Here is a 22,205-nt window from a genome sequence, read left to right as displayed (position 1 = left end):
CATCTTACCTGCAGCCTTGCCAAGACAAAGCAGGCCTTGGGGATTATCATGTCCCGCATTCTCTTTTGGTGACAGCGATATGACTGATCAGCGCAAAGGCAGCGATGCCGAACCCACCACTCACTTCGGCTTCAAGAACGTCCCGGAAAGCCAGAAAGCGGAAAAAGTCGCTGAGGTGTTCCACTCGGTCGCGGCCAAGTACGACCTGATGAACGACGTGCTGTCGGGCGGCATGCACCGCTTGTGGAAGCGCTTCACCATCGAGTTGTCGGGTGTTCGCCCTGGCAACCGTGTACTGGACATCGCCGGCGGCACGGGCGACCTGGCGGCCAAGTTCTCCAAGCTGGTGGGCCCGACTGGCCAAGTGGTACTGGCCGACATCAACGGCTCGATGCTCAAGGTCGGGCGCGACCGCCTGCTGGACAAAGGCGTGGCCGGCAATATCGAATTCGTCCAGGCCGACGCAGAAAAACTGCCATTCCCCGACAACCATTTCGACTGCGTCACCATCGCCTTCGGCCTGCGTAACGTCACCCACAAGGAAGACGCGATCCGCTCGATGCTGCGCGTGCTCAAGCCGGGTGGCCGCCTGCTGGTGCTGGAATTCTCCAAGCCGACCAACGCCATCATGTCCAAGGTCTACGACACCTACTCCTTCGCCTTCATGCCGTTGATGGGCAAGCTGATCACCAATGACGCCGAGAGCTATCGCTACCTGGCCGAATCGATCCGCATGCACCCTGACCAGGAAACCCTGAAGTCGATGATGGTAGAAGCCGGTTTCGACCGCGTGACCTACCACAACATGACCTCGGGTATCGTCGCCCTGCACCGTGGCATCAAGCCCTGATGTTGCTCGCAGGCTTTCTCGCCAGCGTTGAACACGGCCTCAACCGTGTGCTGCGCCTGGACAGCACCGCCCTGGCGCGGCTTGCGCACCTCAATGGCAAAGTGATTGCCGTCGACTGCCGCAGCCCCGCTTTGCAGCTGTTTATCCTGCCCAGCGATGAAGGCCTGATGCTCGCGACCCAATGGGCCGCCGACGCCGACTGCACCCTGCGTGCGCCGGCGTCGAGCCTGTTGCACCTGGCCCTGAGCCGCAACAAGACCGCCATCCTGCACAGCGCCGAAGTGGAGCTGGAAGGCGACAGCTCGGTGCTGATGGACCTGGCTGCCGTGCTGCAAGACCTGGAACTGGACTGGGAATACGAGCTGTCACGCTGGATCGGCCCCGTCGCCACCCAGTTGATCAGCGGGCACCTGCGCAGCCGTTCGCGCTGGTACCAGCAAGGGTTCGCCAGCCTCAACCAGAACCTCGCCGAATACCTGAGCGAAGAATCGCGCACCCTGGTCGGAGAACGGGAAGCGCAAGCGCGCTTTCGTGAACTCGACAAGGCCAAAATCGACCTGGAACGCCTTGAGGCCCGCTTCGAGCGCCTGAGCCGTTCCCTTGATCCAAGCGATAACGCATGAAGCTGCTCGCCGTCCGCCGTTTGTTTCGTATCCAGCGCGTCGTAATCCGCTACCAACTCGATGACCTGCTGTTCGCCCTGCCCCTGCCATGGTTCCTGCTCGCGGTGCGCTATGTGCTGCCGTGGCGCTGGTTCCCGCGCAAAAAGCTGGAGCTCAGCCGTGGCGCGCGCCTGCGCCTGGCGTTGCAGGACCTGGGGCCGATCTTCATCAAGTTCGGGCAGATCCTCTCGACCCGCCGCGACTTGCTGCCTGAAGACATCGCCGACGAGCTGATGCTGTTGCAGGACCGCGTACCGCCGTTCGACTCCCAACAGTCGATGGCGCTGATCGAAGAACAATTGGGCAAGAAGATCAGCGAAGTCTTCAGCCGCTTTGACGTCGAGCCTCTCGCGTCGGCCTCCGTCGCCCAAGTGCACGCGGCGCAGCTCAAGACCGGCGAAGAGGTGGTGGTTAAGGTGATCCGCCCCGGCCTCAAGCCGATCATCGGCCAGGACCTGGCGTGGCTGTTCATCCTTGCCCGCGCCGCCGAGCGTTTCTCGGCCGATGCGCGCCTGCTGCACCCGGTGGACGTGGTCGCCGACTACGAAAAAACCATCTACGACGAACTCGACCTGCTGCGCGAAGCCGCCAATGCCAGCCAGCTCAAGCGCAACTTCGAAGGCTCGCCCCTGCTGTACGTGCCGCAAGTGTATTGGGACTGGTGCCGCCCCAAAGTCTTGGTGATGGAGCGCATCTACGGCGTGCAGGTCACCGACCTCGCAACCCTGGCCGACCAGCGCACCGACATGAAGATGCTCGCCGAACGCGGCGTGGAGATCTTCTTCACCCAGGTGTTCCGCGACAGTTTCTTCCACGCCGACATGCACCCCGGCAACATCTTCGTCAGCACCGTGAACCCGTGGAGCCCGCAGTACATTGCGATCGACTGCGGCATCGTCGGCAGCCTGACCCCGGAAGACCAGGACTACCTGGCGCGCAACCTGTTCGCCTTCTTCAAGCGCGACTACCGCCGCGTGGCGCAGTTGCATATTGATTCGGGCTGGGTGCCGGCAGAAACCAAGCTCAACGAATTCGAAGCGGCGATCCGCACCGTGTGCGAGCCAATCTTTGAAAAACCGTTAAAAGATATTTCCTTCGGCCAGGTGTTGATGCGCCTGTTCCAGACTGCGCGGCGCTTCAACATGGAAGTGCAGCCGCAGTTGGTATTGCTGCAAAAGACCCTGCTGAACATCGAAGGCCTGGGCCGCCAGCTGTACCCGGACCTCGACCTGTGGAACACCGCCCAGCCGTTCCTGGAACGCTGGATGCGCGAGCGCATGAGCCCGAAAACCGTGCTGGGCAACCTGCACAGCCAGATGGAACAACTGCCGCATCTGGCCAACATGACCCGCGACCTGCTGGAGCGCATGTCCCAGCCGCACGCCAAGGACCCGGCGCCGCCCTGGAAACAGCGCAAGGACGACTGGTTCCTGCGCCTGCTGGGCGCTGCGCACCTGGTCGGCGGGGTGATGCTGGCCATCGGTGGCCCGCTGAACCAACTGGGCCACTGGCCGGCTGGCATCATGGTCGCCGTCGGTGTTTATCTGATCGTGCGTCGATAGCCAATCCGGTTATACACTGTCGCAAATTGCCGGAGCCGAACATGAAAGACTGGCTGGACGAGATCAAATGGGACAGTGACGGCCTGGTGCCGGCCATTGCCCAGGACTACAAGACCGGGCGCGTGCTGATGATGGCCTGGATGAACCGCGAGGCCCTGAGCCTCACCGCCACTGAGCAGCGCGCCATCTACTGGTCACGCTCGCGTGGCAAACTGTGGCGCAAGGGCGAAGAGTCCGGGCACGTGCAGACCCTGCACGAGATGCGCATCGACTGCGACGCCGACGTGGTGATCCTCAAGGTCGAGCAGATCGGCGACATCGCCTGCCACACCGGCCGTCACAGCTGCTTCTATCGCGTTTTCGAAAATGGCGAATGGAAAGTGGTGGAGCCGGTGCTCAAAGACCCGCACGCCATTTACTCGGCAGGACACTAGACATGAGCGATACCCTGAACCGCGTGGCCCAGGTGCTGGAAGACCGCAAAGGCGCGGACGCCGACAGTTCCTACGTCGCCAGCCTGTACCACAAGGGCTTGAACAAGATCCTGGAAAAGCTCGGCGAAGAATCTGTCGAGACCATCATTGCGGCCAAGGACGCGCAAATCAGCGGTGATTACAGCGATGTAATCTATGAGACCGCAGACTTGTGGTTCCATAGCCTGGTCATGCTCGCCCAACTGGGGCAGCATCCGCAGGCTGTGCTGGATGAACTGGACCGACGCTTCGGCTTGTCCGGGCATGCCGAGAAAGCCTCGCGCCCGTCCGCCTGAATAACTAAGACTTGAGGATTTGCAGCATGGGCATTTTTGACTGGAAACACTGGATCGTCATTCTGGTGGTGGTGGTACTGGTGTTCGGCACCAAGAAACTCAAAAACCTGGGCACCGACGTGGGCGAGTCGATCAAGGGCTTTCGCAAAGCCATGAACGACGACGAAAAACCCGCCGACCCGGCCGCCAACCCGGTGCCTCCGGCGCAGCCTGTGCACCCGCAGGCCACCCAGCCGATCACCGAGCGTCGCACCTTCGACGTGCAGGCTGAGAAAGTCGAAGAGCCGACCCGCAAAGACTCGTGAGCACTGACTAATGTTTGGTATCAGCTTCTCTGAACTGCTGCTCGTCGGCCTCGTGGCCTTGCTGGTACTGGGGCCGGAACGCCTGCCCGGTGCAGCACGCACAGCCGGCCTGTGGATCGGGCGCCTGAAACGCAGTTTCAACGCCATCAAACAGGAAGTTGAACGGGAAATCGGCGCCGACGAGATCCGCCGGCAACTGCACAACGAGCACATTCTGTCGTTGGAGCAAGAAGCCCGGAAGATTCTGTCGCCGGTGCAGGAGCCCGCCAAACCGGCGGAGCCTGTGGCTGAAAACAGCATCGCACCGGCCGCTGAAGCCACACCCGTCGCACCGACCGCGCCCACCGAGCCTGCGCCGACGCCCACCGCGTCGCCCGCGCCCCATGACCCTACATTGCCGCCGCGAGCCCCATGAGCGCTGATAAACCGGAAAACGACCAGCATATGCCGCTGGTCTCGCACCTCACCGAGCTGCGTACCCGCCTGCTGCGTTGCGTAGCGGCCATCTTCATCATCTTTGCCGGGTTGTTCGCCTTTACCCAGCAGATCTACACCTTCGTCTCCACGCCGCTGCGCCAATACCTGCCGGCCGGCGCGACGATGATCGCCACCGACGTGTCGTCGCCGTTCCTCACGCCGTTGAAACTGACCATGATGGTTTCGCTGTTCCTGGCGATCCCGGTGATCCTGCACCAGATCTGGGGCTTTATCGCGCCGGGCCTGTACAAGCATGAGAAGCGCATCGCCGTGCCGTTGCTGGTGTCGAGCATCCTGCTGTTCTACACCGGCATGGCGTTCGCCTACTTCCTGGTGTTCCCGCTGATCTTCAAGTTCTTCGCCGCCGCCACCCCGGCCGGCGTGGAAATGATGACCGACATCACCAGCTACCTCGACTTCGTGATGACGCTGTTCTTCGCCTTTGGCGTGGCCTTCGAAATCCCGGTGGCCGTGGTGCTGCTGGTATGGATCGGCGTGGTCAACGTGGCATACCTGAAGAAGATCCGCCCGTACGTGATCATCGGCTGCTTCGTGGTCGGCATGATCCTTACGCCACCGGACATCTTCTCCCAGACCCTGCTGGCCGTGCCGATGTGGATGCTGTTCGAGATCGGCATCCTGTTCAGCGGCTTGATCAGCAAGCGCGGCGAACACCCGGATGACCAGCCCGACGACGACCAGCCGCCAGCGACCCAGCCGTGAACCTGCTGCTCCTCGAAGAGGCCGACTTCATCGCGGCCGACCGTGTGGTGCTGCGTGATCGACGCCTGGTGCACATGCAGGAAGTCCACCGCGCCGCCGTCGGCGACAGCCTGCGCGTCGGCCGCATCGGCGGGCAGATGGGCAACGCCCAACTGCTGCGCCTGGAAACGACTGAAGCCGAGCTGCACGTCAGCTTCGACCAACCGCCGCCGGCCAAGCTGCCACTGACCCTGCTGCTGGCCCTACCACGCCCGAAGATGCTGCGTCGGGTGCTGCAGACCGTGGCCGCCATGGGCGTACCCAAGGTGGTGCTGCTCAACAGCTACCGGGTCGAAAAAAGCTTCTGGCAAACCCCATTTCTTGAACCCGAGGCGATTCGCGAACAACTGATCCTCGGCCTGGAACAGGCGCGGGACACGATCTTGCCCGAGATCATCATCGAAAAACGCTTCAAACCCTTCGTCGAAGACCGCCTGCCGGCCATGACTGCGGGCACCCTGGGCCTTATCGGCCATCCCGGTGATTACCCGTCCTGCCCACGCGGGCTGGACGAGCCGGTGACCCTGGCGATCGGCCCGGAAGGCGGCTGGATTCCCTACGAAGTAGATTTGCTCAACAAAGCGGGCTTACAGCCTGTGCAACTAGGCGCACGCATCCTGCGCGTCGAAACCGCCGTCACCGCCCTGCTCGCCCGGCTCTTCTAACATTAATATCGACACAACGCTGTAACCCCCCCTAACCACGATGCGAAGCGAGCCGCTCTTGATCTTGATCTAGCTTTTGATCTTAGGCGCCCNNTGCCGAGTGTTGGGGCGAAGACCTTTTGGTTACTTTTGGGTCTTTCCAAAAGTGACCCGCTGTAAGAGCGGAACCAATAGCGGCCGTTACAGCAGCAATGGATATGTACTCAGTCTGATCCAACATCCTAGTCGGCCGCCAGGCCGCTGACGGGAGCAAGCTCCCTCGCCACAGGTCCAGCGCCATACCCCGAGCAGCCGCAGACGCCATCACCGGCAAGCCGGCGCCTACAGAATATTCCCAACCTGCCGATAACCTTTGAATAAGTCCAAGCCTTGTTCCAGGGGAGTTCGCAGCATGTATCGTTGGTTAGCCGAAAAGCTGGGGAATATCAGCGTCAAAACCAAACTCGGCGTGGGCTTCGGCCTGGTCTTACTGCTGACATTAATGATCACCTTCACCGGCTGGACCGGCCTGGGCGATGTGATCAATCGCGGTGACAAGCTGGGCTATATCTCCAGCCTCAACGGCCTGACCAAGGACTTGCGCCTGGCGCGCCTGGACTTCGAAATGCGTCGCGGCGAACAAGGCACCGACGCGGTCAACAACTTGATCACCAAACTGGACAGCGGCCTGAAAACCGCCGCCGACCTGATCGAGCAACCCGACGACAAGGCCCTGGTAGAACAGCAACAAGACGCCCTGAACCAATACAAAAAGGCCTTTGCCGCCATGGTCCAGGCCGGGCTGAAGCGCGAAGGTGCCCGCAGCAAACTGGGCGACACCGCCGACAACGCCGTGGCGAAGGTTAGCGAGGTCGAAAAAAGCCTACTGCAAGGCGACAGCGTCACGCAGTTCAACAGCGTGGTCGACCTGAGCAAGCTGATTCAGCAAGCGCGCTTCCAGGTGCGCGGCTACACCTACAGCGCCAAGGTCGAGGCTGAACAGCCGGCCCTCGATGCCATTGATAACGCCATCAAGAAGATCACCGAACTGGAAGGCCAACTGCCCGCGCAGTACCAGGCCAACCTGCAGCAGGCCAGCACCTCGCTGCAAGCCTACCGCGCGGCCGTCAGCCAGTACCGCGACTCCCAGACCGCCGCCGCCGAGGCGCTGAAAATCATGAATGCCCAGGGCGATATCCTGCTGGGCCACAGCGAAAAACTCACCACCTCGCAAACCGTGGTGCGCGACACCGACGCCGCGCAGGCCAAACAACTCTTGCTGCTGGCGACCGTGCTGGCGTTGATCTTCGGCTTGGTGGCCGCCTGGGCGATCACACGCCAGATCGTCATCCCGCTGAATCAGACCCTCAAGGTGGCCGAACGCGTCGCCTCCGGCGACCTGAGCCACAACCTGACCTCCACGCGCCAGGACGAACTGGGCCAGCTGCAACGCGCCATGCAAAGCATGACCGTCGGCCTGCGCGAGCTGATCGGTGGTATCAGCGACGGTGTCACCCAGATCGCCAGCGCCGCCGAACAACTGTCGGCCGTGACCGAACAGACCAGCGCCGGGGTCAACAGCCAGAAGGTCGAGACCGATCAGGTTGCCACCGCCATGAACGAAATGGCCGCGACCGTGCAGGAAGTGGCACGCAACGCCGAGGAGGCCTCCGAAGCTGCCGTGGCGGCTGACCAGCAGGCCCGTGAAGGCGACAAGGTGGTCGGCGAAGCCATCGCCCAGATCGAACGCCTGGCCACCGAGGTGGGCAACTCCACGGTCGCCATGGGCGACCTGAAGCGCGAAAGCGACAAGATCGGCAGCGTGCTCGACGTGATCAAGTCCGTGGCCCAGCAAACCAACCTGCTGGCCCTCAACGCCGCGATTGAAGCCGCGCGCGCCGGTGAAGCCGGGCGTGGCTTCGCCGTGGTGGCGGACGAAGTGCGCAGCCTGGCCCAGCGCACCCAGAAGTCCACCGAAGAGATCGAAGAACTGATCGTCGGCCTGCAAAGCGGCACTCAACAAGTAGCGACCATCATGGACAACAGCCGTGGCTTGACCGACAGCAGCGTCGAACTGACCCGCCGCGCCGGCAGCGCCTTGGCGAGTATCACCCGCACGGTCTCGACCATCCAGGCGATGAACTCGCAGATCGCCACGGCCGCCGAGCAACAAAGCGCAGTGGCGGAAGAGATTAACCGCAGCGTGTTGAACGTGCGCGATGTGTCGGAACAGACCTCGTCGGCCAGTGAAGAAACCGCTGCATCCAGTGCCGAGCTGGCCCGCCTGGGGATTTACCTGCAAACGCTGGTGGGGCGTTTCCGGATCTAACCAGCAGCTTGTGAAATTTCCTACATAGTTATCAGCCCAGCATGACCCCGAATCGAATTAGCGTTTGTTCTGTTGCGAAACGCTTTTCCGATTCGGAGGTTCATCATGTTTTCTTGGCTGACCCGCTGGCTGGTCAATGCCAGTGTCCGACTCAAACTCGCCCTGGGTTTTGGTCAGGTGCTGATCCTCAGCTTCATCATCGCCATGACCGGCTGGCAAGCCTTGAATGCCGTGCTATTTCGTTCAGGCAACCTGACCGAGCTGGGCAAGCTGGCCGCGGTGGCAGAAGCCATGCGCGCCGACCGTATCGTGTACCGCACCCTGACGGACACCGCCAGCCTGGGCAAAATGAAATTGCAGATCGAAAAAATCGACCAGCACCTCGACTACCTGCAAAACCACCTGAAAGACACAGCCGACCTGCAACGTATCCAGGAAGCGAAGGGTTTGGTGGTCAGCTTCAAAACGGCACTCGTTGAACTGTCGCCGCTGATCGAACAACGCGAAACCACCCGGCCTGTGCTGCGCAAATCCGCCCTACAGGCCAGCGACACCCTCGCCCAATTAGCCAGTGAACTACCCGACCAGCAGGATCAAAAAGCACTCGATGCCATCGAGAACCTGCGGCAAACCATGGAACAAGCTGAAGAGCGTGCCCGCAGCCCTGCCTGGGCTGCCGAATCGCTAAAAGCCTATGTCGAAGTGCTCGGTACAACACTCGACGCTCTGGACATCGCTCAAGCCGCCGTCACGGAGCTGCCCGTGGACTCGGCGCTGCTCAAAACCGACCTGGCCAATTATCGCGCGCAGTTACTGGCGCTGAAGGACGCTCAAGTCACGACTGAAACCGTGCAGAACCGCTTCGAGCAACAACTCAACCAGTTGCTCGAAAAAACCGACTGGGTGAGCGAGGGGCAAATCGTCAAGCGTGACGGTGAGGCGCAACAGACTCGCCTGTTGCTGGTGAGCGTCACGGTTGCCGCACTGTTGCTGGGTACGCTGGCGGCCTGGTGGATCGCCCGGCAAATCGCCCTGCCGTTGCGCCAGGCCTTGGCCGCGGCGAACCGCATCGCCGAGGGCAACCTGAGCGACAACCTTGTGGTGGAGCGTCGGGATGAACTCGGCCAACTTCAGCAAAGCATCGCGCAAATGTCTCGTAACCTGCGCAGTTTGATCAGCGGCATCGGCGACAGCGCCCGGCAGATCGCCAGCGCGGCCACCCAGCTCTCCACCGTCACCGAACAGACCCGCAACGGGGTCAGTCACCAAAGGGACGAAACCGACCAGGTGGCCACCGCCATGAATGAAATGCTCGCCACTGCCCAGGAGGTCGCGCGACATGCCGAACAAGCCTCGGCGGCAGCCAGGGAGGCCGATGAACAAGCCACGGCTGGCGACAGGGTTGTCGGGCAGGCCGTGGAGCAGATTGGTCATCTGGCCCACGAAATGGCGCGTGCCGGCCAGGCGATGGTTGCTTTGCAACAGGAGAGTCAAAAAATCGGGGGCGTGTTGGACGTTATCAAGTCCGTGTCGCAGCAGACCAACTTGCTGGCGCTGAATGCCGCCATTGAAGCCGCGCGGGCAGGCTCGGCAGGTGAAGGGTTTGCCGTGGTCGCCGACGAAGTGCGCAGCCTGGCCCAGCGCACCCAGGCATCCGCTGAAGAGATCGAAGGGCTGATACTCGGGTTACACGCCGGTACTCAGCAAGTGGCCGATATCATGGACGGCAGCCGCGCCCTGACTGACTACAGCGTCGACCTGAGCCGTGATGCAGGCGATGCACTCGCGGCGATTATCCGCACAGTGTCGATCATCCAGGAAATGAACCCACAAATTGCCGCTGCCGCCGAGGAACAGAGTGCAGTGGCGGAAGAGATCAATCGCAGTGTGTTGAAGGTGCGCGATGTATCCGAACAAACCGCCGCCGCCAGTGAAGAGACGGCGGCGGCGAGTGTTCAGCTGACCCGGCTGAGCCTGGATCTACAAGCGCTGGTGGGCAAATTCAGGCTATAGGACCTGGCGCAGGAAGGCCTGGGCTCGCGGGTCTTTTGGTGCATCGAAGAATTCGGCCGGTGCGGCGTCTTCCAGCAACTTGCCATGGTCGAAAAACAGCACGCGGTCGGCCACTTCACGGGCAAAGCCCATTTCGTGGGTAACGCAGACCATGGTCATGCCTTCCAGGGCCAGGGTCTTCATCACGTCCAGCACTTCGCCGACCATTTCCGGGTCCAGCGCCGAGGTGGGCTCGTCGAATAGCATGACCTTGGGGTCCATCGCCAGGGCCCTGGCAATCGCGACGCGCTGCTGTTGGCCACCGGACAAGCGTGATGGAAACTCATTGGCCTTCTGTGCAATCCCGACTTTTTCCAGCAACGCCAGGGCTTTGGCCTCGCGCTCCTTCTTGCTGCGCTTGCGCACGACTTTCTGCGCCAGGCACAGGTTTTCCAGCACGGTCATGTGCGGGAACAGGTTGAAGTGCTGGAACACCATGCCGACTTCGCGGCGATAGGCATTCACGTCAGTCTTCGGGTCGGCCAGTTGCAGGCCGTCGATGCTCACCGAGCCCGAGTCGAATTCTTCCAGGCCATTGAGGCAACGCAGGAAGGTGGACTTGCCGGAGCCGGACGGGCCGATCACCACCAGCACTTCACCCTTGGCCACTTGGGTGGTCACGTTGTCGACCGCGCGGACCACCTGCCCACGGGTGTCGAAGACTTTTACCAGATCGCGGACTTCAATCACTTTGCGCGAGCCTCCGCTCAAGCCGGCTGGCCATTTTCGACAGCGGCAGGTTGATCAGCAGGTACAGGCCTGCGACGCAGAACAGGATTTCAAACGGCGAGAACGAGGTGGTGATCACCTCACGGCCGCTCTTGAGCAGTTCGGTAATCGCAATCACCGAGACCAGCGAAGTGTCTTTCACCAGGCTGATAAATTGCCCGGCCAACGGCGGTAGCACGCGTTTGAACGCCTGCGGCAATACCACATGGCGCATTGACTGGCTGGCACTCAGGCCCAAGGACCGCGCGGCTTCGTTCTGGCCACGGGTAATGGACTGCACGCCAGCGCGGACGATTTCCGCCACGTAGGCGCCGGTGAACAGCGACAGCGCGGCGATCCCGGCAAATTCACGGGACAGGTTGAGCACCGTGCCGATAAAGAAGTAGAAAATGAAGATCTGCACCAATAGAGGCGTGCCGCGTACCAGTTCGACGTAGATCGTCGACAGATCGCGCAAGGTAGGGTTGCTGGACAAACGGCACAGGCCGGTCGCCAGGCCGATGATCAAGCCAAGGATGCCAGAGACAACAGACAGCCACAGTGTGGTCCACAAACCCCACATCAGCGGGCCCAATGCCCAATGGCGGGTCACGCCCACCACGTCGCCCTCGGCCACGTCATCGCCGCGCGCCACTTGCAGGCTGTTGTCGGCAACGGTCAGCTTCTGCTCGGCGCCTGCGTCATTGCGCAGGGTCACTTCGGCCACATCGCCTTTGCGCACCAACTCGACCACCGTGGAGATATCAGCGGCACGCTGGGACTCTTCAGCCTGGTAGGCGAAGTACTGCGGTACACGGTTCCAGCGCCACTCGTAGGACATCAGCGACGTGGCGTAGTACAAGGCGCCGGCCAGGCCGACCAGCACGACCACGGTCAGCAGGTGCCAGGGCCATTGGGCTTTTTTCTGTTTCATTTCAGGTTCCGGGATGGGTGTCGCCTGTCACGCCGCCTTCGCGAGCAAGCCCGCTCCCACACTTGATCGCATTCTCATGTTGGAACTCGGTCAAGTGTGGGAGCGGGCTTGCTCGCGAAGGGCACGACTCGGTCTAAAGCCTTATTCCATGTCCTTGAGCCACTCGGAGCTCTTGAACCACTTGTCATGGATGCGATCGTAGGTGCCGTCGTTGCGGATCTGGTGCAGGAAGTTGTTGATGAAGTTGATGCTGTCGTAGTCGCCTTTCTTCAGGCCAAACGCCAAAGGTTCGAAGGTGAAGGGTTCTTCCAAGTAAACCAGCTTGCCGTTACCGACCTTTTTCTCGGCCACAACGTTGTACGGCGCGTCATACACAAAGGCGTCGGCCTTGCCGTTGACCACGTCCAGCACGCCTTCCTGCTCGTTGTCATAGCCGTGGTACTTGGCCTTGGAGATCAGCTTCTTGGCGACCATCTCGCCGGTGGTGCCGAGCTTGGAGGTCAGGCGGTATTTCTCGTCGTTCAGGTCTTTGTAGGACTTGATGGTGCCTTCCAGTTCCTTGCGGATCAGCAGGGTCTGGCCGACCACAATGAAGGGTTCGCTGAAGTTCAGGCGCAGGTTGCGTTCCTGGGTCAGGGTCATGCCGCTGCCGATCATGTCGAACTTGTTGGTCAGCAGGGCCGGGATGATGCCGTCATAGCCGGTGGAGATCGGCTCGAACTTGACGCCCATGGACTTGGCCATGGCCTTGAGGATGTCCACTTCGAAACCGATGATTTCGCCGCGCTTGTTGGTCATCTGGAACGGCATGTAGGTCGGGTCCATGCCGACTTTCAGCGTGCCACGCTTGACCGCATCATCGATGGCACCGGCCTGGGCCGCATTGACCGCGACCAGCGCGGTGACGCCAAGCAGCAGCATCGAAAGATACTTTTTCATCATCAAGTCCCCTGAACGATTCTTATGAGGTCGGCGCGCAAACGGGCTGCACCATTTCGGGGTGCGATCCTAACCCACTCGTCTGCTGTCACAAAGGTTTCACGGCTATTTGTTGTCGGCGCATGTCGGAAAAGCCCCACAACCGCGCAGCAAAGGGCAGATGTAGACACGTGCAAGGTCGATGGAAGCAACGGCTTGATGTGTAAGCAGTTATGACCTTCAGTCGATCTCCGCCAGCCAGGCGGTGTCTTTAAACCACTTATCGTGAAGACGATCGTAGGTCCCGTCCTGGGCAATCTGGTTGAGGAAATGGTTGATCCAGTTGAGGCTGTCGAAATCGCCTTTGTTCAAGCCAAACGCCAGCGGTTCAAACGTGAAAGGTTGCTCGAGCGCCAGTAGCGTGGTGTTTTCCGGGCGGTTCAGGGCGATCAGGTTGTAGGGCGCGTCATAAATAAAAGCATCTGCCTTGCCCTGTACCACTTGGCGTACTCCTTCCTCCGGCGTGGGGAAGCTGCTGAGGCGGGCTGCCCCTAGAAACCGCCGCGCTGCCAGCTCGCCGGTGGTGCCTTCGGTGGTGGCGATCCGGTAGCTGGCGTCGTCCAGGTCTTCGACACTGCCGACCTTGCCCGCCAGGCTTGGGTGCAACAGCACGGACTGGCCGACCACAATGAACGAGTCGCTGAAGTTCAGCTTGAGGTTGCGCTCCTGGGTGACCGTCATGCCGCTGCCGATCAGGTCGAATTTCTTCGCCTGCAACCCCGCCACCAGCTCGGTGTAGGGCACCGCGACCAACTCAAGTTGCACACCCAGTGCTTGGCTCATGACGTTGAGCAGGTCGATTTCAAAGCCGATGATTCGCCCCTGTTTGTCGGTCATTTCGAAAGGCACATAGGTGGGTGTGGTGCCAACCTTCAGCACGCCGCGTCGTACGGCGTCGTCAATCGCGCCGGCCTGCGCCAACCCCGTGTGAATCAATGCGGCAGCGCTTAGCAGCAGCGCCAAACAATAGCCTTTGCTCATGAATACCCCTGTGATACGTCCAAATCCGGGGCGATGCTAACCCAGTCACGGGCACGGCAATATGCCTCGAAAGAGGGGCTTTTGTTTCGAAAAAACAAGAGGTTAGCGGGTGGTAGGAGGGAGCGGAAAACGCTGTAGGACCAGCGCTTGGAACGCCCCCGAAGAGAACCCTCGGGGGCGTCTGAATCAGGCCGGTTGGGCCTGGGACGACAGCGGTTGCAACGGTAGCAACGGCGCGTGCGGATCAGCCTTGATCGAGTCACGCCAGGCGGCGAGCCACTCGGCATGGCCTTCGTTCCAGACGTGCTCATGCAGGCGAGCCAGGGCGACCGGGTCGCTGAGCAAGGCGAGGCGTTCGCCGTTGTTGAGGCCGGCCGGGCCGACTTTCAGCGCGTGACGCACACGTTCGGTACGCAGGTACTCAATCGGCTCCGCTTCACGATGACGCGAAGTCGCCAAGGCGCAGGCCAGGGCGTTCTGCTGCGGATCGACCACCGAACGCACGAAGCCATCGTTCAGCGCGTGCCAACGGTTTTCGTGGGTGTACTGCTCGGTCGACAGCAACGCTTGCGGCGGATTGTATTCCTCGGGGATCAGGAACAGGCTCTCGTCGCGGGACTTGAGGCCCAGCCCGACACGGCTGGAGATCACCGACACCGGGATCGACAGCATCAGCGACCCCACAATCGGCACCAACCACCACAGGAAGCTCGGGTTCAACCACACCACCAGCAGGGCCCACAGGAAGCCCAACACGGTTTGCGGACCGTGGCGCTTGACCGCTTCGCTCCATGGGGTGGAGTCGTCGTCACGCTGCGGCGAGTTCCAGGTCGCAGCCCAGCCGAGGAACGCGGCGAGTACAAAGCGGGTGTGGAAAATCATCCGCACCGGCGCCAGCAGCATGGAGAACAGCATCTCCAGCAGCATCGACAAGGTCACCTTGAACTTGCCGCCGAATTCTTTCGCGCCCTTGGCCCAGATCAGGATGATGCTCAGCAGTTTCGGCAGAAACAGCAGCACGATGGTGGTGGAGAACAGCGCCACCGCCTTGTCCGGATGCCATTGCGGCCACAGCGGGTACAACTGGCGTGGTGCCATGAAGTACTGCGGCTCCATCAGGGTATTCACCGCCAGCAGCGCCGTGGACAGCACCAGGAACAGGAACCACAACGGCGCCGACAGATAGGACATCACGCCGGTCAGGAACACCGCACGGTGCACCGGGTGCATGCCCTTGACCAGGAACAGGCGGAAGTTCATCAGGTTGCCGTGGCACCAGCGACGGTCACGCTTGAGTTCGTCCAGCAGGTTCGGCGGCAGCTCTTCGTAGCTGCCCGGCAGGTCGTAGGCAATCCACACGCCCCAGCCGGCACGACGCATCAACGCCGCTTCAACGAAGTCGTGGGACAGGATGGAACCGGCGAACGCGCCTTTGCCCGGCAACGGCGCCAGGGCGCAGTGCTCGATGAACGGCTTCATGCGGATGATTGCGTTGTGACCCCAGTAGTGGGATTCACCCAACTGCCAGAAGTGCAGGCCGGCGGTGAACAGAGGGCCATACACGCGGGTAGCGAACTGCTGCATGCGCGCATACAGGGTGTCCATGCCCGACGCACGCGGCGCGGTCTGGATGATCCCGGCATCCGGCGTCGCTTCCATCAAGCGCACCAGGCTGGTCAGGCATTCGCCACTCATCACGCTGTCCGCGTCGAGCACGACCATGTACTTGTAGTCACCGCCCCAACGACGGCAGAAGTCGTCGAGGTTGCCACTCTTGCGCTTTACGCGACGGCGGCGGCGGCGATAGAAGATCTTGCCGAAGCCACCGGCTTCGCGGCACACGTCGAGCCAGGCTTGCTGTTCGGCGATACAGATGTCGGCGTCATTACTGTCGCTGAGCACGAAGAAATCGAAGCGGTCCAGGTCACCGGTGGCGGCGACCGATTCGAACGTGGCGCGCAAACCGGCGAATACCCGAGGCACGTCTTCGTTGCAGATCGGCATCACCAGCGCGGTACGGGCGTCTTTCGGAATCGGCTCGTCACCGGCACTTTTACCGGAGATCCGGTATTTATCGTGACCAGTCAGCAATTCCAGGAAGCCCATCAACGCGGTCCAGAAACCGGCCGATACCCAGCAGAACAAGATCCCGAACATGATCAGGATGCTGGTTTGCAAAGCGTATGGCAGTACCTGGGTGGCGGTTTGCAGCAGGGTCTGGTTGCGGATTTCGTCGAAGTCGACCAGCGACCATCCCTGGTAGGGCATGATGCCTTTCATGTACCAGCCAGCCACGATGGTCTGGCCGAGCATCAGCACCAGCAGGATGTAACGACGGATCGAACCGACGGTACGCCAGCGCGCGGCCGGCAATACACGCTCATCCTTCGGCGGCGCCGGAGGATTGCTGCGCCCGGTGAGTCGGCGCCAGCCGCGCACCAGGATATTGGTGCGCCACGGCTCCGGCACCACGCGGGTACGACGGATTGGCGGCGTGGCCTTCAGGCACACACGGCCAGCAGCGTCGAGCGCCAGCATTTCGGCGTCTTGCAGCTCTTCGGCGGTGTTGAGGGTCAACCGCGTGCCAACCGACGCCTGGGCGGCGTCGACCGGCGCGTCGAATGTCGACGACGACAAGCGCTCGTGCAACTCGGTGAAGGATGTGCAGCCCGCCAATTCGGCGCGCTGCTCAGCGGTCATCGGTAGATGCGCCAGATACTCCTGCAGAGTTTCTGGCTGGACTTGAGAATTACTCATCGGCAGGCAACTGATAGCTCCAGGTTTCGGTCAGGACTTGTTCGGTCTTGATCGGCTCCGGCGTGGCTGGGGCAGCTTCTGGCTGCTTGGCTTCCTTGTCTTTCGCGTCTTTCTTGGCCTGTTTTTCGTGCTGCTTGGCCAGGACCTTGTCAGCCTTGAGCACGTGGCTCGAGTCCTGCTCAGGAGCCGGTGGCGGAACGTCCTGCACCAGCGCGGCGCGCATTTCGGTCGGCTTGCCTGCGTCCTTGATCTTCATACGCAGGGTCAGGCGCCAGCCTTTGGTGTGTTCGTTGTAGCGCACGCTGTTCTCAACCAGTTCGGCGTTGTCGCCGACGCTCACCTGGCTGCGCACCGGGGCATCCGACGGCAGGGCCTTGAGGGACGGGCCCTCGAAGTCCACCAGGTAGGCCACGCTGCCGTCTGGCTGGCGGATTAGGTTGGATTGCTTCACGTCACCGGTAGAACGCAGGGTCTGCTTGACCCAGGCGCTGTCGCTTGGGTGCAGGGATTTTTCGTCCATGGTCCAGTGCAAGCGGTAGGACACATCCAGTGGCTTGCCGACTTCAGGCAGCTCGGCCGGGCTCCAGAACGCAACGATATTGTCGTTGGTTTCGTCAGCCGTCGGGATTTCCACCAGGTTGACGGTGCCTTTGCCCCAGTCGCCTTCAGGCTCGATCCAGGCGCTTGGGCGCTTGTCGTAGTTGTCGTCGAGGTCTTCGTAGTGGCTGAAGTCGCGACCGCGTTGCAGCAGGCCGAAACCTTTCGGGTTCTCTACGGTGAAGTTGCTGACCGACAGGTGTTTAGGGTTGTTCAGCGGGCGCCAGATCCACTCGCCGTTGCCGGCATGGATCGACAGGCCGCTGGAATCGTGCAGCTCACGACGGTAGTTGAGCACTTTGGAAGGCTGGTTCGCGCCGAACAGGTACATGCTGGTCAACGGGGCAACGCCCAGTTTGCTGACCTTGTCGCGCAGGAACATCTGGGATTTCACGTCGACAATGGTGTCGGTGCCCGGACGCAGGATCAGGCGATACGCGCCGGTCGCCCGTGGGGAGTCCAGCAGTGCAAAGATCACCAGTTGTTTCTCACCCGGCTTTGGACGCTCGATCCAGAACTCGGTGAAGCGCGGGAATTCTTCGCCGGACGGCAATGCAGTGTCGATCGCCATGCCACGGGCAGAGAGACCGTACGCCTGGCCCTTGCCGACCACGCGGAAGTAGCTCGCGCCCAGCATGGTCATGATTTCGTCTTGCTTGTCGGCCTTGTTGATCGGGTACAGCACACGGAAGCCGGCATAACCCAACTGTTCGGTGGCTTTGGGATCAAACTTCACGTCGCCAAAATCGAAGCGCGTCGGGTCGTATTTGATTTCCTGGACACTGTCGGCGGTGACTTCGTTGATTTTCACCGGTGTATCGAAGTGCATACCCTGGTGATAGAAGGACAGCTTGAACGGGGTGTTCTGATCGGCCCACTCGGCTTTTTCGTTGCGGAAACGAATTTTCTGGTAGTCCGCGAACTTCATTTCGCGGAATTCGTTCGGCAGATTGCTGCGCGGAGCTTCGTATTTCTGCCCGGCCAGCTCTTTTGCCTTGGCCGACACATCATCCAGACTGAATGCCCACAGTTGACCCGCGCCGAACAGGCAAAACAGGGCGGAGCCCGTCACCAGTGCGTTTCGTAACCGTTTGGCAGACAATTTTGGTGCATTACAGGGACTAACAATCACGAGCAACCCTCGCCGAAAACAGATCAAAAAACCAACGGCCAGCTATCTATATGCCAGGTTGGCGAGCATTGTTCCGACTCCCCTGGGGCAAAATGATTCCCCATTGGTTGTCGGACAAGTCTCTACCTAAGTCAAAAATGGACCAAACAACGCTGATCCCCGTAGCGCGCGATTATCTAGTAGCCCGCGAGACAACGCATCAGGGATAACGAAGTATTTGTAGCGAAACCCTGCGTTTTTAGGCATTAAAAGTCGTTTTTAATACATTCACGTCTGCAAGAGGAAGGTCACAGGGCCATCATTGACCAAATGCACCTGCATATCCGCGCCAAAACGCCCTGACGCCACCTTGCCATGCAATTGTTGCGCTTGTAACAGCAAGTGATCAAAAAGCGCCGCTCCCAGGGCCGGTGGGGCCGCTGTAGAGAAGCTCGGCCGCAGCCCGCTCTTGGTATCCGCCGCCAGGGTGAACTGCGACACCAGCAGCAAACCGCCGTCGATATCCTTCAACGACCGGTTCATCTTGCCTTCGTCGTCGCTGAACACCCGATAGTTCAACAGCTTGTGTAACAGCTTATCGGCACTCTCCGGCGTATCCGCAGGCTCGACGGCCACCAGCACCAGCAACCCCTGGTCGATGGCGCCGACGATTTCGCCCGCGACCTCGACCCGGGCGCCGCGCACCCGTTGCAGCAGGCCCTTCATGCTTCTTCGGGCGGCAGGTCGAGCAAGCGACGTGCCATCTGGCTGGTCGCCCGCACCAAGGCATCGGTGATGCCGGGCTCGGACGCGGCATGGCCGGCCTCGCGAATCACCTGCAACTCACTGTTGGGCCACGCCTGGTGCAACTCCCAGGCGTTATCCAAAGTGCAAATCATATCGTAGCGCCCGTGAATGATTACGCCAGGCAGATGGGCGATCTTGTGCATATCGCGGATCAGCTGGTTGGGCTCCAGGAAGGAGTTGTTGGTGAAGTAGTGGCACTCGATCCGCGCGATGGACAGCGCGCGCTGTGGCTCGGAAAACCGCTCCACATGCTGCGGGCTCGGGCACAGGCCGAGCATGCGCCCTTCCCAACCGGACCAGGCCTTGGCCGCGTGCATCTGGGCGATCTGGTCGTTGCCGGTGAGGCGCTTGTGGTAGGCCGCGATCATGTCGTGACGCTCTTCCGGCGGGATCGGCGCAATGTAGTCCTGCCAGTAATCCGGGAACAGGCGGCTCGCGCCTTCCTGGTAGAACCAATGGATGTCCTGCGGCCGGGCCAGGAAAATGCCGCGCACGATCAGGCCGTGCACACGCTCCGGATGGGTTTGCGCGTAGGCCAGGGCCAGGGTCGAGCCCCAGGAACCGCCGAACAGCACCCATTTGTCGATGCCCAGGTGCTCGCGGATGCGCTCAAGGTCAGCGACCAGATCCCAGGTGGTGTTGTTTTCCAGGCTGGCGCGCGGGGTGGAGCGCCCGCAGCCACGCTGGTCGAAGGTGACGATGCGGTACAAGTTAGGGTCGAAATAGCAACGGCTCTGGGCATCACAACCGGCACCCGGACCACCATGGATAAAGACGACGGGCAAGCCTTCGGGGGAGCCACTTTCATCGACGTACAGCGTGTGGATGTCATCGACGGCCAGATCGTGCCGGGCGTGGGGTTTGATCTGCGGGAACCAAGTCTGCATTGCGCGCTCCGTAAGGGGTCGGGTTCATCCCTGGGGGGACGTCTTTTATTTTGCCGTCTGGCACTATAAACCCGAATTGTGCAATGAGCATGTCCTAGAGCACTTAGACCTGTGTCAGCCCTTCGCTCCCCAGGTAGTCCAGCAGGTATTCATAGAGCCGGTCCACTTCCGGCGCTTGCCGCCGCGCCCGCAGGCAGCCGTGGACCAGGCCTTTGCCGGGATACAGCACGGCGGCCACGCCTGCCGCCTGCAGACATTCGGCGTAGAGCATGCCGTCGTCGCGCAGCGGGTCGAACTGGGCCACGGCGATCAACGCCTTGGGCAAACCGCTGAAGTCTGCGGCCAGCAGCGGCATCGCGTAGGGCGACGGCCTTTCGCTGCCCTGCAGGTACAGCGCCAGGTAGCCGTCGGTGTCGGCGCTGCTGAGCAAGGGCGCGTCCATGCAGTCGCGCCGTGACGGCAAGTCGCAGGGGCCGCCCAACCCTGGATAGATTAAGACCTGGGCGCGCGGCAACGGTTGCCCGTCGTCGCGCAATCCCATACACAATGCTGCCGCCAGGTTGCCGCCTGCACTGTCGCCCATGACCACCAGGCGCCGCAGGTTGATGGCATACGGCGCCTGCCCCGCCTGGATGGCCTGCCACACGGCGCGACAATCCTCATAGGCGGCCGGGAATGGGTGTTCAGGCGCCAGCTGATAATCGATGGCGATCACCAACACCTGCAAGGCCGTGGCCAGCTCGAAGCAGATGAAATCGTGGGAATCCAGCCCGCCGACGACCCAACCGCCGCCATGCATATAAAGGAGGCAAGGCCAGCCATCAGCAGGAACCGGCGAGGCCGGCAGATAACTGCGCACGCCGACGCCAGCCAAGGTCAAGTCCTCGACCTGCAAGCCTTCGGGTTTCGCCGGGGTGAATGCCTGGCACATGCGGTCGTAGTTTTGGCGTAAGCCCGCCAGCGATGAGTCGTCGCTGGTGAAGGACTCCGTCTTCTCCACGAACGCTGCCAGTTCTGGCGAGATCGGGTATCGACTCATTTAAGACTCGCCTGCACTGCCGCCGCCCCATCGCTGCCATCGAACGCCTTGACCCCAGCCAGCCAGCGCTGCAAATCCTCGGGGTGATCACGCAGCCATTGCTTGGCCACGTCCTGCGGCGATTTGCGCTCCATGATCGGCACCATCAACTGGCTTTCCTGGGCGGCAGTGAAGGTGAGGTTTTCCAACAGGCGATTGGCGTTGGGGCAGCGCTCGGCAAAATCCGGCGCCGTGACGGTGGAGACGGTGGCGCGGCCTTCGTCGGGGCCGAATACGTCTTCACTGCCGGTGAGATAGGCCATCTTCATGTTGATGTTCATCGGGTGCGGCGTCCAACCGACGAACACCACGAACTCCTTGCGATTCACCGCGCGCTGCACCGCCGCCAGCATTCCGGCTTCACCGGAGGCGACCAACTTGAAGCCGCCAAGGCCGAAGCGGTTGGTGTCGATCATTTTCTGGATATCGGTGTTGGCGCCGCTGCCCGGCTCGATGCCATAGATCTTTCCGCCGAGCTTGTCCTTGAAACGGGCGATATCGGCGAAGGTCTTCAAGCCCGCATCCGCCACGTATTGCGGCACGGCCAGGGTGGCCTGGGCGTCGGCGAGGCTGGGTGTATCGAATACCTTGACCTGCTTGGCCGCCAGGAACGGCGCGATGTTGTTGTCCATCGCCGGTTTCCAGTAACCGAGGAAAATATCCAGGCGCTTGTCGCGGATGCCGGCAAAGATGATCTGCTGCACGGCGCTGGTCTGTTTGCTGTCGTAGCCGAGGCCATTGAGCAGCACGTCGGCCATGCCGGAAGTGGCGACCACGTCGGTCCAACTGACCACGCCCATGCGGATGTTTTTGCAGGAGGCCGGCTCGGCGGCCATGACGTTGGCGCTGAGCAACGCGGCGCCGGTGAGGGTCAACAACAGTTTTTTCATGGTAGAGGTCTCACTCGGCAGCTTTATTATAGGAGTGGCGTCTGACGCGCCGTATCCACAACCTT

At 61.3% G+C, this 22,205-nt stretch carries 21 protein-coding genes and 1 pseudogene; 12 read left to right on the top strand and 10 right to left on the bottom strand.

Annotated elements, in window-relative coordinates:
* Positions 1-79 precede the first annotated feature (79 nt).
* From ubiE to HX823_RS07595, 12 genes and pseudogenes are all read left to right on the top strand, one after another.
* Positions 80-850: a bifunctional demethylmenaquinone methyltransferase/2-methoxy-6-polyprenyl-1,4-benzoquinol methylase UbiE gene (ubiE, locus tag HX823_RS07645; RefSeq protein ID WP_033897738.1), complete on the top strand. Its 771-nt coding sequence runs from the start codon at positions 80-82 to the stop codon at positions 848-850.
* Positions 850-1,473 carry an SCP2 domain-containing protein gene (locus HX823_RS07640; protein WP_038844781.1) on the top strand — a complete coding sequence of 208 codons (624 nt, stop codon included), beginning with the start codon at positions 850-852 and terminating at the stop codon, positions 1,471-1,473. The genes ubiE and HX823_RS07640 overlap by 1 nt, the downstream gene beginning before the upstream one ends.
* Positions 1,470-3,074: a ubiquinone biosynthesis regulatory protein kinase UbiB gene (gene ubiB, locus HX823_RS07635; protein ID WP_033897736.1), complete on the top strand. Its 1,605-nt coding sequence runs from the start codon at positions 1,470-1,472 to the stop codon at positions 3,072-3,074. The genes HX823_RS07640 and ubiB overlap by 4 nt, the downstream gene beginning before the upstream one ends.
* Before the next feature lie 41 nt (positions 3,075-3,115).
* Complete coding sequence (gene hisI, locus HX823_RS07630) at positions 3,116-3,508, top strand: phosphoribosyl-AMP cyclohydrolase (RefSeq protein WP_012721796.1); 393 nt, start codon at positions 3,116-3,118, stop codon at positions 3,506-3,508.
* A 2-nt stretch (positions 3,509-3,510) separates the two neighbouring features.
* Entirely contained in the window at positions 3,511-3,843 is a 333-nt protein-coding gene (locus HX823_RS07625; protein WP_003187881.1) for a phosphoribosyl-ATP diphosphatase, read from the top strand.
* 26 nt (positions 3,844-3,869) lie between these two features.
* Entirely contained in the window at positions 3,870-4,148 is a 279-nt protein-coding gene (locus tag HX823_RS07620; protein ID WP_003171180.1) for a twin-arginine translocase TatA/TatE family subunit, read from the top strand.
* A gap of 10 nt (positions 4,149-4,158) precedes the next feature.
* Positions 4,159-4,563 (top strand): Sec-independent protein translocase protein TatB, encoded by a 405-nt coding sequence (tatB, locus tag HX823_RS07615; RefSeq protein WP_038844779.1) that lies wholly within the window; start codon positions 4,159-4,161, stop codon positions 4,561-4,563.
* The gene (gene tatC, locus HX823_RS07610; protein WP_010213805.1) at positions 4,560-5,348 is read left to right on the top strand and encodes a twin-arginine translocase subunit TatC; all 789 of its coding nucleotides are present in this window, start codon (positions 4,560-4,562) and stop codon (positions 5,346-5,348) included. Before tatB ends, tatC begins: the two co-directional genes overlap by 4 nt.
* Positions 5,345-6,052 carry a 16S rRNA (uracil(1498)-N(3))-methyltransferase gene (locus HX823_RS07605; RefSeq protein ID WP_177074556.1) on the top strand — a complete coding sequence of 236 codons (708 nt, stop codon included), beginning with the start codon at positions 5,345-5,347 and terminating at the stop codon, positions 6,050-6,052. The genes tatC and HX823_RS07605 overlap by 4 nt, the downstream gene beginning before the upstream one ends.
* Before the next feature lie 391 nt (positions 6,053-6,443).
* Positions 6,444-7,454: pseudogene (locus HX823_RS32265) on the top strand (methyl-accepting chemotaxis protein); the annotation flags it as partial.
* Positions 7,455-7,487: 33 nt separating this feature from the next.
* Complete coding sequence (locus HX823_RS32260; RefSeq protein ID WP_371317946.1) at positions 7,488-8,360, top strand: methyl-accepting chemotaxis protein; 873 nt, start codon at positions 7,488-7,490, stop codon at positions 8,358-8,360.
* Between the two features lie 105 nt (positions 8,361-8,465).
* Positions 8,466-10,373, top strand: coding sequence for a methyl-accepting chemotaxis protein (locus tag HX823_RS07595; protein ID WP_177074554.1), 1,908 nt, complete (start codon positions 8,466-8,468; stop codon positions 10,371-10,373).
* Here HX823_RS07595 and HX823_RS07590 read toward each other — a convergent pair.
* The 10 genes from HX823_RS07590 to HX823_RS07545 form a co-directional block, all read right to left on the bottom strand.
* Positions 10,368-11,102 carry an amino acid ABC transporter ATP-binding protein gene (locus HX823_RS07590; RefSeq protein ID WP_038844774.1) on the bottom strand — a complete coding sequence of 245 codons (735 nt, stop codon included), beginning with the start codon at positions 11,100-11,102 and terminating at the stop codon, positions 10,368-10,370. The two genes, HX823_RS07595 and HX823_RS07590, sit on opposite strands and share 6 nt — an antisense overlap.
* Positions 11,095-12,054, bottom strand: a complete 960-nt coding sequence (locus HX823_RS07585) for an amino acid ABC transporter permease (protein WP_038844772.1) — start codon at positions 12,052-12,054, stop codon at positions 11,095-11,097. Before HX823_RS07585 ends, HX823_RS07590 begins: the two co-directional genes overlap by 8 nt.
* A gap of 141 nt (positions 12,055-12,195) precedes the next feature.
* Complete coding sequence (locus HX823_RS07580) at positions 12,196-12,993, bottom strand: transporter substrate-binding domain-containing protein (protein ID WP_025999974.1); 798 nt, start codon at positions 12,991-12,993, stop codon at positions 12,196-12,198.
* Between the two features lie 219 nt (positions 12,994-13,212).
* Positions 13,213-14,013, bottom strand: coding sequence for a transporter substrate-binding domain-containing protein (locus tag HX823_RS07575; RefSeq protein ID WP_038844770.1), 801 nt, complete (start codon positions 14,011-14,013; stop codon positions 13,213-13,215).
* Positions 14,014-14,199: 186 nt separating this feature from the next.
* Complete coding sequence (mdoH, locus tag HX823_RS07570; RefSeq protein WP_038844768.1) at positions 14,200-16,770, bottom strand: glucans biosynthesis glucosyltransferase MdoH; 2,571 nt, start codon at positions 16,768-16,770, stop codon at positions 14,200-14,202.
* On the bottom strand, positions 16,763-18,499 hold the full coding sequence (locus tag HX823_RS07565; RefSeq protein WP_038844817.1) for a glucan biosynthesis protein G: 1,737 nt from the start codon (positions 18,497-18,499) through the stop codon (positions 16,763-16,765). Before HX823_RS07565 ends, mdoH begins: the two co-directional genes overlap by 8 nt.
* Positions 18,500-18,766: 267 nt before the next feature.
* Complete coding sequence (gene dtd, locus HX823_RS07560) at positions 18,767-19,204, bottom strand: D-aminoacyl-tRNA deacylase (protein ID WP_033897726.1); 438 nt, start codon at positions 19,202-19,204, stop codon at positions 18,767-18,769.
* On the bottom strand, positions 19,201-20,172 hold the full coding sequence (gene pip / locus HX823_RS07555) for a prolyl aminopeptidase (RefSeq protein ID WP_177074552.1): 972 nt from the start codon (positions 20,170-20,172) through the stop codon (positions 19,201-19,203). The genes dtd and pip overlap by 4 nt, the downstream gene beginning before the upstream one ends.
* A gap of 103 nt (positions 20,173-20,275) precedes the next feature.
* Positions 20,276-21,211 carry an alpha/beta hydrolase gene (locus HX823_RS07550; RefSeq protein WP_177074551.1) on the bottom strand — a complete coding sequence of 312 codons (936 nt, stop codon included), beginning with the start codon at positions 21,209-21,211 and terminating at the stop codon, positions 20,276-20,278.
* A complete protein-coding gene (locus HX823_RS07545; protein WP_038844762.1) occupies positions 21,208-22,140 on the bottom strand; it encodes a choline ABC transporter substrate-binding protein in 933 nt (310 codons plus the stop codon). The genes HX823_RS07550 and HX823_RS07545 overlap by 4 nt, the downstream gene beginning before the upstream one ends.
* Positions 22,141-22,205: the final 65 nt, after the last annotated feature.

The organism is Pseudomonas sp. P7759 (assembly GCF_013386445.1).
GTDB classification, from domain to species: Bacteria; Pseudomonadota; Gammaproteobacteria; order Pseudomonadales; family Pseudomonadaceae; genus Aquipseudomonas; species Aquipseudomonas azotoformans_A.
The sequence above is the reverse complement of the archived record's forward strand: the minus strand, read 5'-3'. Positions and strand labels throughout refer to the sequence as shown.

Excerpts from the sequence above, each read along its gene's own strand:
- ubiE (WP_033897738.1), top strand. The coding sequence starts at position 80 with ATGACTGATCAGCGCAAAGGCAGCGATGCCGAACCCACCACTCACTTC.
- HX823_RS07640 (WP_038844781.1), top strand. The coding sequence starts at position 850 with ATGTTGCTCGCAGGCTTTCTCGCCAGCGTTGAACACGGCCTCAACCGT.
- ubiB (WP_033897736.1), top strand. The coding sequence starts at position 1,470 with ATGAAGCTGCTCGCCGTCCGCCGTTTGTTTCGTATCCAGCGCGTCGTA.
- hisI (WP_012721796.1), top strand. The coding sequence starts at position 3,116 with ATGAAAGACTGGCTGGACGAGATCAAATGGGACAGTGACGGCCTGGTG.
- HX823_RS07625 (WP_003187881.1), top strand. The coding sequence starts at position 3,511 with ATGAGCGATACCCTGAACCGCGTGGCCCAGGTGCTGGAAGACCGCAAA.
- HX823_RS07620 (WP_003171180.1), top strand. The coding sequence starts at position 3,870 with ATGGGCATTTTTGACTGGAAACACTGGATCGTCATTCTGGTGGTGGTG.
- tatB (WP_038844779.1), top strand. The coding sequence starts at position 4,159 with ATGTTTGGTATCAGCTTCTCTGAACTGCTGCTCGTCGGCCTCGTGGCC.
- tatC (WP_010213805.1), top strand. The coding sequence starts at position 4,560 with ATGAGCGCTGATAAACCGGAAAACGACCAGCATATGCCGCTGGTCTCG.
- HX823_RS32260 (WP_371317946.1), top strand. The coding sequence starts at position 7,488 with ATGCAAAGCATGACCGTCGGCCTGCGCGAGCTGATCGGTGGTATCAGC.
- HX823_RS07595 (WP_177074554.1), top strand. The coding sequence starts at position 8,466 with ATGTTTTCTTGGCTGACCCGCTGGCTGGTCAATGCCAGTGTCCGACTC.
- HX823_RS07585 (WP_038844772.1), bottom strand. The coding sequence starts at position 12,054 with ATGAAACAGAAAAAAGCCCAATGGCCCTGGCACCTGCTGACCGTGGTC.
- HX823_RS07580 (WP_025999974.1), bottom strand. The coding sequence starts at position 12,993 with ATGAAAAAGTATCTTTCGATGCTGCTGCTTGGCGTCACCGCGCTGGTC.
- HX823_RS07575 (WP_038844770.1), bottom strand. The coding sequence starts at position 14,013 with ATGAGCAAAGGCTATTGTTTGGCGCTGCTGCTAAGCGCTGCCGCATTG.
- mdoH (WP_038844768.1), bottom strand. The coding sequence starts at position 16,770 with ATGAGTAATTCTCAAGTCCAGCCAGAAACTCTGCAGGAGTATCTGGCG.
- dtd (WP_033897726.1), bottom strand. The coding sequence starts at position 19,204 with ATGAAGGGCCTGCTGCAACGGGTGCGCGGCGCCCGGGTCGAGGTCGCG.
- pip (WP_177074552.1), bottom strand. The coding sequence starts at position 20,172 with ATGCAGACTTGGTTCCCGCAGATCAAACCCCACGCCCGGCACGATCTG.
- HX823_RS07550 (WP_177074551.1), bottom strand. The coding sequence starts at position 21,211 with ATGAGTCGATACCCGATCTCGCCAGAACTGGCAGCGTTCGTGGAGAAG.
- HX823_RS07545 (WP_038844762.1), bottom strand. The coding sequence starts at position 22,140 with ATGAAAAAACTGTTGTTGACCCTCACCGGCGCCGCGTTGCTCAGCGCC.